We start from the raw sequence: 13,148 nt of genomic DNA, 5'->3' as shown, positions 1-13,148 counted from the left end.
TTATATCTTAACTTTAGCTTAAAACAAGAGATTGTATCTTTGCTCGAAACTAATTTTTAAAAGATGAAGAAATACACAGCTGAATTCTTAGGGACATTTATTATGGTATTCTGTGGTTGTGGTGCTATGGCTATTAATGAGATTACTGGTGGTGAGATAACACATCCAGGAGTTGCTGTGACATGGGGTTTGGTAGTCATGACAATGATATATGCTTTTGGAGAAATTTCTGGAGCACATTTTAATCCAGCTGTTACAGTTAGTTTTGCCTATGCAAAAAAATTTGAATGGAAAGAAGTTCCAAAGTATATTATATTTCAATTTTTAGGAGCTCTAGCAGCTGCTTTACTCCTCCTCTATTTATTTCCAGAAAGCGAAACTTTAGGGACCACTATTCCTAGTATTGAGCCTCTTAAAGCTTTTATTATAGAGCTACTACTTACCTTCTTTTTGATGGTCGTTATCATAAATGTATCTACGGGAAGTAAAGAAATTGGAACACAAGCTGCTATTGCAGTTGGAGCTACAATTTTATTAGAAGCCATGTTTGCTGGACCAATCACCAAAGCGTCTATGAACCCTATTCGTTCTTTAGCTCCAGCAATTGCTTCAGGACATTACGAACATTTATGGTTATACGTAACTGCTCCTTTTATAGGGGCGATTTTAGCAGTAGTAAGCTGTAAGTTTATTAAAGACGATAATTGTTGTTAAATGAAAATATACAAGTTACACAAAAAACAGAACCTTCCTATTTCTGTAAATAAGGCGTGGGAATTTCTATCTAGCCCTGAAAATTTAAAAGTCATTACACCAGATTATATGGGGTTTCATATACTTTCAGGAGCCGATAGGCCTATGTATGCAGGGCAAATAATTCAATATATTGTAACTCCAGTATTAAGTATTAAAACGAAATGGGTTACAGAAATTACACACGTAGTTGACAAACATTATTTTGTAGATGAGCAACGCTTTGGCCCCTATGCACTTTGGCATCATAAACATTTTATTAAAGCTATTCATGGGGGAGTCGAAATAGAAGATATAATTGACTATAAAATCCCTTTCGGAATATTAGGACAATTAGTTCATCCATTTATAGTAAAGCCAAAATTAGAAGAAATTTTTAATTACAGGCATCAAAAGTTAATAGAACTATTCGGGGTTTATACATAGTTTTTTTAAGCTATTTCTTATCTTTAAGCTTCAATCTAAAAAACATAAATTATGAATACGCAAGATGTAGCTAACCGTTTAGTTGAGATGTGTCGTCAAGGACAAAATTTAGAAGCCATTACTGAGCTTTATGATGAAAATGTAATTAGTAAAGAAATGCCTGGTTATCCAGATGAAATTATTTCTGGTCGTGAGAATGTTTATAAAAAGAGTGAAGATTGGTTAAATAATGTTGAAGAGTTTCACGGAGGAGATATCTCTGATCCTATTATTGCTGGAAATCATTTCACTACAAAAATGTCCTTTGATGTTACATTTAAGGATAGAGGGAGACAACAAATGGAAGAAGTTTGTGTGTTTGAAATTAATGAAAATAATAAAATAGTGAGCGAACAGTTTTTCTATACGATGTAATTACATTAGAACTAACGCATAAAAAACTCCAATTGTTAAATATAATTGGAGTTTTTTATGCTCTAAATTCATTTTGATAAAAACATTATATTTATACAAATCAAAAATATAACCATAGTATGAAAATTAAACAGCTCTTCACTTTTGCATTTTGTTTTATGTTATCTCTTTCATTTGCTCAAAAGAAGATGAACAAAACTAAAAAAGCAATTATTGCATCTATTGAAAAACACGAAGCTAATCTTATTGAAATTAGTGATAAAATTTGGTCTGCTGCAGAAACTGCTTTCGAAGAAACTCAATCTTCAAAAATATTATCTGATTATGCAGAAGCGCAAGGTTTTACTGTAGAACGCGGTGTTGCAGGAATGCCTACTGCATTCGTAGCTACTTATGGTACAGGGAAACCTGTAATAAGTGTTTTAGGCGAATTTGATGCCTTACCTGGGTTATCACAAAAAACGTCTCCAACTAAAAATCCTATAATCGAAGGGGAGCCTGGTCACGGATGTGGGCATAATTTATTTGGTGCTGGAAGTTTAGGAGCAGCAATCGCTATAAAAGAGCAGATTGAAAGTGGACGATTTAAAGGTACCGTTAAATTTATGGGAACTCCTAGCGAAGAAAAATATTTTGGAAAAATATGGATGGTTAATGCTGGTATTTGGGATGATGTAGATGTAAATATAAGCTGGCACCCAGCAGCAAAAACAGAGGCAGATGTTCAAAGCTCTTTAGCTCTAGTTGATTTTAAAATTGAATTTTACGGACAAGCAGCACATGCAGCCGGAGATCCTTGGAACGGCAGAAGTGCTTCTGATGCGTTAGAGATATACACTAATGGTATTAATTATTATAGAGAGCATGTAAAACCCACTGTAAGAATGCATTATCACATACAAGATGGCGGTCAGGTTGTAAATGTAGTTCCAGATTATTCGCGTTTATGGATGCGAGTTCGGGATAGTAAACGTTCAGGGATGCTTCCGGTTTATGAGCGTGTTAAAAAAATGGCAGAAGGTGCTGCTATTATGGCGAATGTAGATTATAAAGTTTCATTGATATCTGGAATTTATGAAGTATTGGTAAATCGTGAAGGTGGAAAAATCATGCAATCCAATTTAGAGCTCTTAGGCCCTATTGAGTATACACCAGAAGAAATTGCTTTTGGTAAAAAAATACAAGAGGTGACACAAAAAGAACAAATAGGTATGGATAGTTCTATTAAACCATTAGAAGCTACTAAAGAAAGTCCTGGAGGAGGTTCTACAGATGTAGGCGATGTAAGTTGGAATGTTGCAAATATTAATTTAAGGGTTACAACAGCGCCTAAAGATACACCTTGGCATTCTTGGGCTGTAGTAGCTTGTGGAGGTATGAGTATAGGGCATAAAGGAATGACTTATGCTGCAAAAGCTATGGCTATGACTATGGGAGATTTATTTGAAGATCCTGATTTGGTCGAAAAAGTAAAAGCGGAATATAAAGAACGTAAAGGTGATGAAGTGTATAAGGCAATTATTCCTGAAGGACCACCACCAATTAATGCTAAAGGAAATTAATTAGAATTAAAGGTTATATAATCAAAAATACTATGAAATTAGGTGCTTTCTCCATAAGTCTAAATGTAAAAGACATCAATATATCAAAAACGTTTTATGAAACTTTGGGATTTGAAGTTTTTGCAGGAAACATTGAACACAATTATCTTATTATGAAAAACGGCAATGCACTTGTAGGGCTTTTTCAAGGAATGTTTGAAGATAATATCTTAACCTTCAATCCAGGTTGGGATGAAAGTACAAATACTCTGGAATCGTATGACGATGTTAGAGATATTCAAAAGCATCTTAAAACTAATAATATTAAAATTAAAAAAGAAATCGATGAAACTACTTCAGGGCCAGCAAGCATGGTAGTAATGGATCCAGATGGTAATACTATTTTAATAGATCAACACATATAAATTTGTCATGAATTAATTCAAAAGATTAATCTTTGTTATTTTTTAAAACTCTTGTTATCTAATAAATTTGATTTGTAATATAAATCTTGATATATTGCTATCTACTAAATAACTAAAACTTTAAAAATTATGAGTGAAGAGATTACTACAAATCTTGAAAACGAACAAGAACAAATCGGATTTGGTCCAAGAATAGGCGCTACTGCATTAGATTTTGTAATTAATATAATTGTAGGAGCCATTATGGGAGCTGTATTAGGAGCTACATTAGTAGCTATATTTTTCCCAGATGCAGCTGATCCTTCTGGAACAGAAGGTTTTGATGATGCAGCAGCAGCTATTGAAGGGTTTGCTGCCATTTTTGCAGGTATAATTGGTAGTATGGCTGGTGTATTTTTAATGACCATCATCATGTTTTTAATTGAAGGCGCGACTGGACAATCTGTAGGGAAAATGATTCTCAAAATTAAAAATGCAAATGTAGATGGTTCTAAAGCTTCTGCTGGAACTTTATGGACAAGAGCATTATTAAAATATGTATATGTAATTTTAGCTTTAATTGCAGGTATTACAGGTATAGCCCTAATAGGCACTCTTGGATTTTTATTAGGCTTAGTAATTTTTATTGGCTGTTTCTTTGTATTAGGAGAGAAAAAGCAATCTATACATGATATGATTGCTAAAACTGCAGTATACAGAAAGTAATATTAACGAAAGTAAGTATCAAAAAAAGAGGCTGAATATTATCATTTAGCCTCTTTTTTTATGTTTTTAAAATTTAGAGTATCTCAAATTCGTTCAATTTTAGCTCCAATTGCTCTTAAACGCTCATCTATTCTCTCATAACCTCTGTCTATCTGTTCTATATTATGAATTATAGAAGTTCCTTTTGCAGATAAAGCTGCTATTAATAATGAGACACCTGCACGTATATCTGGAGAAGTCATTGTCGTGGCTTTTAATTGAGATTTAAAATCGTGACCAATAACTGATGCACGATGTGGGTCACATAAAATAACTTTAGTCCCCATATCAATCAATTTATCTACGAAGAATAAACGGCTTTCAAACATTTTTTGATGTATTAGTACACTTCCTCTCGCTTGCGTAGCAACTACTAAAATAATGCTTAACAAATCTGGCGTAAATCCAGGCCAAGGTGCATCAGAAATAGTTAAAATAGAACCATCTATATAATTTTGTATTTCATAACCATCATTATGTTCAGGAATATAAATATCATCTCCCCTACGCTCAATAGTTATTCCTAATTTTCTAAATACATCAGGGATTTGCCCTAAATTATCCCAGCTTACATTTTTAATAGTAAGCTCGCTCTTAGTCATTGCGGCTAAACCTATCCAACTTCCTATTTCAATCATATCAGGAAGCATTGTATGTTCAGTACCATTTAAATCATTAACACCTTCTATCGATAATAGATTAGAACCAACACCAGAGATTTTAGCTCCCATTCTATTAAGCATCTTACACAATTGTTGTAAATAAGGTTCGCAAGCTGCATTATATATTGTGGTTGTTCCTTTAGCTAAAACAGCTGCCATAACAATATTAGCTGTTCCTGTAACAGAAGCTTCATCTAGAAGCATATAAGTGCCTTTTAACTCATCTGCTTCTACACCATAAAAATAGTCTTCTCGATTATATCTAAAAGTAGCTCCTAATTTTATAAACCCTTCAAAATGTGTATCTAATCTACGCCTACCAATTTTATCTCCTCCTGGCTTCGGGATATATCCTTTTCCAAAACGCGCTAATAAAGGGCCTACAATCATTATTGACCCTCTTAAACCACGTCCATCTTCTTTAAATTCAGAGGATTCTAAATATTTTAAATTTATATTATCTGCTTGAAAAGTATAAGAACCGTGATCCAACTTTTCAATTTTCACACCTAATTTCCCTAAAAGGTCTATTAATTTATTAATATCGATGATATCAGGAATATTATTAATCGTAACTTTTTCTGGAGTTAATAATACTGCACATAATATCTGTAATGCTTCATTTTTAGCACCCTGAGGCTGTATTTCTCCTTTAAGCCTATGACCTCCTTCTATCTTAAATGTTCTCATTAATAGATCACTGTTTTTTGATTATATATTTGCTGTATAAGATATTAAAATTGTAATGAAATTATAAAGTTTGCTTTAAAATAACAAGGATTTAATAACGCTTACGATTTCGGTTATTATTGTTATTTTTTTTACTCTTTTTGGTATTGCTGTGATTAGCAAATTTACGCTTGGATTTCATTAAGCTTGTAGCATCACTTAAATCTTCTGTACTTTCTTTTAAGTTGATTTTACTTCCAGAAAGTTCGTATAAATGATTAAAGATTACATAATCTTCAACAGTATCTTTATTCCAATTTAAGAAACATTTTTTCATATGATTAGCAATAGTATAAACTAAAGCATCTTTCATATCTCCATCTTCCCACGTATTTGCCACATCTATCATCGTTTTTATATTATTTCCGTAAAAACGATATTTAGGAAAGTTTTGCGGATAACTTAATGGTTCTGGACGTGCTTCTAAAACTTCTCGTATAGGTTTTTCAAAAGGTGAGTCACAATCTAGTTTAAAATCAGACATAATAAAAAGCTGATCCCAAAGCTTATGTTGGAAATCTGGAACATCACGTAAATGTGGTTGCAAATTACCCATTATAGCTATAATAGATTTAGCAAGTTTATTACGTTCTTCTTTAGTTTCTCTAGTAGTAGCGTAATTAATCATTTTTTGCATATGCCTTCCGTACTCTGGAATTATTAAATGCTCACGCTCTGTATTGTACTCTAATTGATTTATCAAAATGTATGTGTAGAATTTTTATTGAAGCTTAAAAATTTAAGATTTGCAAATTACAAAAAATATACGAAAAGGGTGTTCTTTTTATTCTTTTTTAATCGCCTAATAGTTTAATAAAACACTATTTTTTATAAAGAAATCACACCTTCAATATTATCAGAAACTTCTACGTATTTAGCGATTACAGCATCTGGATTTTTCATTATTACATTAATAGAGACACTAGTATATTTACCATTTTTAGACTCTTTTGTGCTAATAACTGCTCCTGTATTATCAAAAAGTTTTGCTATTTCTCTAACCTTATTTTTATCTGATACTACAATAAATTTATATAAGTATTCGGATGGCCATAATGTTGTATCTGCTAATTGTTCTTTTAGTTTTTTATAAAATGCTTCTGAGTCTGGTTGCTCTGTCATAATCTTGTAATTAATGAAATGCAAATATACAGTATAAGCCTTATTTCTGAGTATTAAAACAACTAGATATTAATTTTATAATACCTCTTGTACAGTACATTTTTTATTTCCCTTTTTAATTACGATTTTTACAGCTAAAACCTTGCCAAATTGAATACAAGACGAATAGTAATTACTGGAGGGCCGGCATCAGGTAAAACATCTATTATTAGAGAATTAATGCAGCAAAATTATACTTGCTTTGAAGAAATTTCACGTCAAATCACTATAGATGCCAAAGAAAAAGGTATTGATCAATTATTTTTAACTAATCCTATACTATTTAGTAAACTTCTTTTAAAAGGGAGAAAAGCACAATTTAATAAAGCAGAAACCATTTCTAACAATATTATGTTTTATGACAGAGGAATCCCAGATATTATTGCTTATTTAAATTATTCAAAAAAAAAGTATCCTGATTTTTTCACAAACACTTGTAAAAACAATACATATGATACTATCTTTATTTTAAATCCTTGGGAAGCTATTTTTGAAAATGATAGTGAACGCTATGAAGATTTTGAGCAGGCTAAAGAGATTCATACACATTTGGTAAATACATACAAAGCTTATGAATATAAATTAATAGATGTTCCTTTTGATAGTGTTGTTAATCGTGTTAGTTTTATTTTAAACTATTTAGAAATTAATTAATGCAACATCCAATACAAATACTAGAACGCTATTGGAATTATACTAGTTTTAAACCGCAGCAAGAAGACATTATTAATGCAGTAATAAACGGTGAAGATACCTTTGCTTTATTACCAACCGGAGGCGGTAAATCTTTATGTTTTCAGATACCAGCATTGGCAAAAGAAGGGATTTGTATTGTGATCTCTCCATTAATAGCTTTAATGAAAGATCAGGTAAGCACTTTAAAAGCAAAAGGAATAAAAGCAATAGCACTTACAAGCGAATTTAAATACAGTGATATAAATGTTTTATTAGATAACTGTATCTATGGAGATTACAAGTTTTTATATCTTTCTCCTGAGCGCTTACAGAACGATATTGTACAAGAACGAATAAAGCAAATGAACGTAAACCTTATTGCTGTAGACGAAGCGCACTGTATTTCACAATGGGGTAACGATTTTAGGCCATCTTACAAAAACATAGCTATACTTAGAAAACTTCAGCCAAGTACTAACGTTATAGCTTTAACAGCTTCTGCAACCCCAAAAGTAATTGATGATATTATAAAATCTTTAGATTTTATAGCTCCAAGCATTTTTAAACAATCTTTTAGAAGAAAAAATTTAGCTTATATGGTATTTGAAGCTGAAGATAAACAGTACAAAATAGAGCAAATTTTAAAGAAAAACCCAAGTTCATCTATCATATATGTTAGAAATAGAAAAAATGCTTTAGAAATCAGTTATCAGCTTTCAGTAAATGGATTTACAAGTACTTATTATCATGGTGGATTAAGTAATAAAGAAAAGGAGATTAATTTTTCGCAATGGATAAACAATCAAAAACAAGTAATGGTAGCTACCAATGCTTTTGGCATGGGTATAGATAAACCAGATGTAAAAACTGTAATCCACATTAATTTCCCTGATAGTATCGAAAGTTATTTTCAAGAAGCTGGGCGTGCTGGCAGAAATGGTGAAAAAGCTTATGCAGTTATTTTAAAACACAAAGGAGATGAAGCGTTTTTAAAAAATCAATTTTTAAATGTAATTGCATCGGTAGAATTTATAAAAAAGGTATATCGAAAACTATGTAACTATTTCCAAATTCCATATGGAGAAGGTGAATTTACATCACATCAATTTAAATTTAATGATTTCTGCAATACTTATAAGTTTAACAAATTAATCACTTACAATGCCATACAAACTTTAGATAGAACAAGTATTGTGAGTTTAACACCTCAATTTTATAATCGTACAACTGTTAAGGTTTTAGTATCTAATACTGGTTTGTTTAATTATATTGAAACACACAAAGAAACCAATACTATTATAAAAACTGTCTTGAGAACTTATGGCGGTATTTTTGATCAAGAAATAAAAATAGATACTCAATTAATTTCTAATAAAGTAGGTGTTGATGAAAGTGTTATTATCAAAACATTAGAAAAATTGCAAAGTGATGAAATCATCTCTTTAAAACTATTAAAAACAGATGTCGAAATTATGTTTCTTCAACCTAGAGAAGATGATAAGACTATTAATAGAGTTTCAAAAATTGTAGAGCAGCAAAATACACATAAAAAAAATCAAATAAATTCTGTATTAAACTACATCTATAATGATAATATTTGCAAAAGCATTCAGCTTCTCTCCTATTTTGGGGAAAAAGATATTAAAAATTGTGGTATTTGCTCTGTTTGTATTACCAGAAAAAAAAACTATACTAGCAAAAATGAAACAGAAAGCTGGGGTGCAATTATTATGTTATTAAAAGACAGAGCAATGTCTTCAAGAGAAATAAATGCTACTTTAGATATTAGTGACGAACTCATTAATAAATTATTAAAACAGTTATTAGAGCAAGGTATTGTAGAAATCACTAATACAAACACCTATTATATTAAAATAAGATGAGTAAAGATTTAAGAATTGTATTTATGGGTACTCCAGATTTTGCAGTAACCATTTTAAATGGATTAATTGAAAATAACTATAACATTGTAGGGGTTATCACTGCTCCTGACAAGCCTGCGGGTAGAGGTAGACAGTTAAATGAATCCGCTGTTAAAGTATATGCTAAATCTAAAGAATTAAATATTTTACAACCTACAAATTTAAAAGATGATGATTTCATTTCAGAATTAACAGCATTAAATGCTAATCTACAAATTGTAGTTGCCTTTAGAATGCTTCCTAAAATAGTATGGCAAATGCCTGAATATGGTACGTTTAACCTTCATGCTTCGTTATTACCAAACTATAGAGGAGCTGCTCCTATTAATTGGGCTATTATTAATGGTGAAACTAAAACAGGGGTTTCTACTTTTTTTATAGATGAGAAAATTGACACTGGTGAAATGATTCTACAAGAAGAAGTTAATATAGAAACAGATGAAACTGTTGGAGAGCTTCATGATAAATTAATGCATATGGGCAATAGTTTAGTATTAAAAACTGTTTCTCTAATTAAAAATGGTACTGTAAATACAACACCTCAGGTAGAAAGCACAGGAATTAAGACCGCATATAAACTCAATAAAGACAATTGTAAAATAGACTGGCAAGAAGATAGTTTAGATAATATTTATAATAAAGTACGAGGTCTTAATCCTTACCCTACCGCTTGGTGTTTACTCAAAAACAACGAAGATTTATTAAACGTAAAAGTTTATGCTGTTGAAAAAGTTAAAGAAACACATACATTTCCTATAGGCAAACTTATTGTTTCTAAAAAAGAAATAAAAGTTTCAGTAAATCAAGGCTTTATAATACTAAAAGAAATTAAACTTCCTGGTAAGCGAAAAATGGATATTAAATCTCTTTTAAACGGGTATAATTTTAATTCTGAAGCAAAAATGCTCTAACCCCCTATGTTTATTGATGTTATTAAAAAATGAATAAAAACTTAAGGCTTTATTAACATTTAACATAAGTTATCAACAAAAACAAGCATTTCCCTTGCTATTACTTGCGTGAATGGATATTCCGTATAAATTTGTAGAAGGTTTTAACAAATACGTTAGCCCAAATATATTAACAATTTAAATTTTTATTTATGAACAAAACAGATTTAATCAATGGAATGGCAGAAAATGCTGGAATTACTAAAGCAGCTGCTAAGAAAGCATTAGATAGCTTATTAATCGATATCGAAGGATCTTTACAAAAAGGAAATAGAGTATCTTTAGTAGGATTTGGTTCTTGGTCAGTTTCAAGAAGAGCTGCAAGAGAAGGAAGAAACCCTCAAACTGGAGCAACTATCAAAATTAAAGCAAAAAATGTTGTAAAATTTAAAGCTGGATCAGATTTAAGTGATGCTGTAAACTAAATTTGTGATACATTATATAAAAAAAGCTTGCCTCTTAGGCAGGCTTTTTTTATAATCAAAACTTGGTTATCTAATAAATAAGCATTATGTTTAAGCATAAAACTCAACCAAAATGACTAACATAAATCTAGAAAAAGGTCATTTATTAATTGCCGAACCTTCTATTATAGGTGATATGTCTTTTAATCGTTCAATCATTTTATTGGCTGACCATAATGATGAAGGGTCTGTAGGTTTTATTTTAAATAAACCTTTAGAATATACAATAAGTGATTTAATTCCAGAAATAAGTGCACCTTTTAAAATCTATAATGGAGGCCCTGTAGAGCAGGATAATTTATATTTTATTCATAAAATTCCCGAATTAATTCCAAATAGTATCGAAATTTCTAATGGCATTTATTGGGGAGGTGATTTTAACTCAGTAACAAGGTTAATTAATGAGGGTAATTTAAACGATAAAGATATTCGGTTCTTCCTAGGGTATTCAGGATGGGAAAATAATCAACTTACAAACGAATTAGTATCAAATACATGGATTTTATCAAAAAATATCTATCAAGAAAATATTATTGAAAAATGTTGTGTCACATTCTGGAAAGAAAAAATGATAGAACTTGGAGGTGATTACAGTATTTGGTCTAATGCTCCTGAAAACCCTTCATATAATTAAGATAATCTAATTTTTGTATTTAATTTCCCTATAAGCATTTCACTAAATGTAGATGTAAATGTTTTTTTTCTGTAGTTTGTAACAGGTTGAATTCCAGTAATTACATTAGTTATAAATAACTCATCTGCTTTTTGGAGCTCAAAAGGAGATATAGATACTTCTTTTATTGTATACTCCGGTAATGCATTCAAAATTTCGATAATTTGTTTACGCATAACTCCTTTTACACAACCATCTCCTAATGGTGGTGTTTTAATTGTAGTTCCTTTTATTAAAAATAAATTTCCATTTAAGGCTTCTATAACATTTTTTGAAGTATTTAGTACCAAACAATTATCTAAATTGTTTTCTTTTGCATATACCCCTCCTACTACATTTATGAGTCGATTATTACTTTTTAGAGTTGATAATAAACCAGGAGCAACATAAAAATCTTTATATAAATCTATCTGATAATTTTGATCGTTTAACGTATAAAAATCTTCATCCAGTTGCTTGGTCAAAATCACATATTCAACATCATTATTTGTAGGGGTATACAATCCACCTTCTTTCCTATTTATTATTAATTTAACACGAACTGAAGATTTAGATAATTCATTTATATTAATTAACTTATTAATTTGATTTTCAATAAACTCTAAAGTAAAATTCATTGGAATTTCCATTCTTAAAATTCGCATTGAAGCCATTAATCTAAAATAATGATCTTCCCAAAACAAAATTTTATTATGAACAACTTTTATAGTTTCAAAAACTGCATCTCCATAAGTAAACCCTCTATTATTTATAGATAAAGCTACATTGTTATTTTCTATTATATTTCCGTTAATTATTATCATAAAAAAGTCCCGAATATATCGGGACAAATATATTTAATTAATACGCATTTTTTATGCTGATCCTAAAACTTGTTTTAAGCTAGAAATTTGGTTTTCCCAAAGCATTTTTGATTCATCTATTTCATCATCTTCAGCAAAATCAGTCACCATTAATGATACATCTTTAGTAATATCATCAACTTGAATTCTAATTTCAAAAAACACACTAGAATCTTCATCATCTTCTAACCATCTAAATTTTATACGTTCTCCACTTTTTTTAGTTATTAATTTTGCTTGTTCTTCACTATCATCCCATATAAAAGTGAATAATTCTCCTCTAGAATTTACATTATCTGCAAACCATTCAGATAACCCAGATGGAGTGGATATATATTGAAATAATAATTGAGGAGAAGCATGTATAGGAAATTCAAGCTCGAATTTTATTTTGTCGTTCATTTGTTCTTTTAAATTGGTTGGTCAATATATACATTAATTATTGAGTTTAAAACTTATTTTATAAAATAATTTATCCTACTAATTGTTTGTCACCAACTATTTTGTTTTTATATTTGCAGCCTTAAAATTATGGCGAGGTAGCTCAGTTGGTTAGAGCGTCGGATTCATAACCCGGAGGTCGGGGGATCGTGCCCCCCTCTCGCTACAAAAACCTTCTATTTTAAAATAGAGGGTTTTTTTTATATTTTAAAATACGAACACACTTTCCTTTTAGATCTTTAGTAGTGAATTTCTTGTATCCTTATAATTTCATTTCAACTCACCTCTCTTTATATTTTAATTACAATTCTTAAATAAATTTAAAC

The 13,148-nt window shown here is 30.4% G+C and carries 16 protein-coding genes and 1 tRNA gene; 12 read left to right on the top strand and 5 right to left on the bottom strand.

Annotation, left to right across the window (positions count from 1 at the left end; translation table 11 throughout):
* The first annotated feature begins 63 nt into the window (after window positions 1-63).
* From D1817_07575 to D1817_07550, 6 genes are all read left to right on the top strand, one after another.
* Window positions 64-714, top strand: a complete 651-nt coding sequence (locus tag D1817_07575) for an MIP family channel protein (protein ID AXT19742.1) — start codon at window positions 64-66, stop codon at window positions 712-714.
* Window positions 715-1,179 (top strand): cell division inhibitor, encoded by a 465-nt coding sequence (locus D1817_07570; GenBank protein AXT19741.1) that lies wholly within the window; start codon window positions 715-717, stop codon window positions 1,177-1,179. It abuts the gene before it with no gap.
* Window positions 1,180-1,230: 51 nt separating this feature from the next.
* Window positions 1,231-1,593: a nuclear transport factor 2 family protein gene (locus D1817_07565; protein ID AXT19740.1), complete on the top strand. Its 363-nt coding sequence runs from the start codon at window positions 1,231-1,233 to the stop codon at window positions 1,591-1,593.
* Between the two features lie 119 nt (window positions 1,594-1,712).
* Entirely contained in the window at window positions 1,713-3,155 is a 1,443-nt protein-coding gene (locus D1817_07560) for an amidohydrolase (protein AXT19739.1), read from the top strand.
* Window positions 3,156-3,187: 32 nt separating this feature from the next.
* Complete coding sequence (locus D1817_07555; protein AXT19738.1) at window positions 3,188-3,559, top strand: VOC family protein; 372 nt, start codon at window positions 3,188-3,190, stop codon at window positions 3,557-3,559.
* Between the two features lie 129 nt (window positions 3,560-3,688).
* Window positions 3,689-4,264 (top strand): RDD family protein, encoded by a 576-nt coding sequence (locus D1817_07550; GenBank protein ID AXT19737.1) that lies wholly within the window; start codon window positions 3,689-3,691, stop codon window positions 4,262-4,264.
* Window positions 4,265-4,347: 83 nt separating this feature from the next.
* Here D1817_07550 and murA read toward each other — a convergent pair whose 3' ends face one another.
* The 3 genes from murA to D1817_07535 all read right to left on the bottom strand — a co-directional run bounded on the left by murA (window position 4,348) and on the right by D1817_07535 (window position 6,816).
* Window positions 4,348-5,655, bottom strand: a complete 1,308-nt coding sequence (gene murA, locus D1817_07545; protein ID AXT19736.1) for a UDP-N-acetylglucosamine 1-carboxyvinyltransferase — start codon at window positions 5,653-5,655, stop codon at window positions 4,348-4,350.
* Between the two features lie 91 nt (window positions 5,656-5,746).
* Window positions 5,747-6,397 (bottom strand): DUF4290 domain-containing protein, encoded by a 651-nt coding sequence (locus tag D1817_07540; protein ID AXT19735.1) that lies wholly within the window; start codon window positions 6,395-6,397, stop codon window positions 5,747-5,749.
* Between the two features lie 125 nt (window positions 6,398-6,522).
* Window positions 6,523-6,816 carry a DUF493 family protein gene (locus D1817_07535; GenBank protein ID AXT19734.1) on the bottom strand — a complete coding sequence of 98 codons (294 nt, stop codon included), beginning with the start codon at window positions 6,814-6,816 and terminating at the stop codon, window positions 6,523-6,525.
* 150 nt (window positions 6,817-6,966) lie between these two features.
* Between D1817_07535 and D1817_07530 the strand changes: the two genes are divergently transcribed.
* From D1817_07530 to D1817_07510, 5 genes are all read left to right on the top strand, one after another.
* Entirely contained in the window at window positions 6,967-7,509 is a 543-nt protein-coding gene (locus D1817_07530; GenBank protein AXT19733.1) for an ATPase, read from the top strand.
* Complete coding sequence (locus D1817_07525; protein AXT19732.1) at window positions 7,509-9,413, top strand: RecQ family ATP-dependent DNA helicase; 1,905 nt, start codon at window positions 7,509-7,511, stop codon at window positions 9,411-9,413. Before D1817_07530 ends, D1817_07525 begins: the two co-directional genes overlap by 1 nt.
* The gene (locus tag D1817_07520) at window positions 9,410-10,363 is read left to right on the top strand and encodes a methionyl-tRNA formyltransferase (protein AXT19731.1); all 954 of its coding nucleotides are present in this window, start codon (window positions 9,410-9,412) and stop codon (window positions 10,361-10,363) included. Before D1817_07525 ends, D1817_07520 begins: the two co-directional genes overlap by 4 nt.
* A gap of 191 nt (window positions 10,364-10,554) precedes the next feature.
* A complete protein-coding gene (locus D1817_07515; GenBank protein AXT19730.1) occupies window positions 10,555-10,827 on the top strand; it encodes an HU family DNA-binding protein in 273 nt (90 codons plus the stop codon).
* Window positions 10,828-10,939: 112 nt separating this feature from the next.
* A complete protein-coding gene (locus tag D1817_07510) occupies window positions 10,940-11,500 on the top strand; it encodes a YqgE/AlgH family protein (protein ID AXT19729.1) in 561 nt (186 codons plus the stop codon).
* Here the strand turns inward: D1817_07510 and D1817_07505 are convergent.
* Both D1817_07505 and D1817_07500 read right to left on the bottom strand, forming a co-directional pair.
* Complete coding sequence (locus D1817_07505; protein AXT19728.1) at window positions 11,497-12,342, bottom strand: aminotransferase class IV; 846 nt, start codon at window positions 12,340-12,342, stop codon at window positions 11,497-11,499. The genes D1817_07510 and D1817_07505 overlap by 4 nt on opposite strands.
* 51 nt (window positions 12,343-12,393) lie before the next feature.
* Window positions 12,394-12,783 (bottom strand): SRPBCC domain-containing protein, encoded by a 390-nt coding sequence (locus D1817_07500; GenBank protein AXT19727.1) that lies wholly within the window; start codon window positions 12,781-12,783, stop codon window positions 12,394-12,396.
* 131 nt (window positions 12,784-12,914) lie between these two features.
* Between D1817_07500 and D1817_07495 the strand changes: the two genes are divergently transcribed.
* Window positions 12,915-12,991 (top strand) — tRNA-Met (locus tag D1817_07495).
* Window positions 12,992-13,148: the final 157 nt, after the last annotated feature.

It is taken from the genome of Flavobacteriaceae bacterium, from assembly GCA_003443635.1.
In the GTDB taxonomy this organism is placed as follows: domain Bacteria; phylum Bacteroidota; class Bacteroidia; order Flavobacteriales; family Flavobacteriaceae; genus AU392.
The sequence above is the reverse complement of the archived record's forward strand: the minus strand, read 5'-3'. Positions and strand labels throughout refer to the sequence as shown.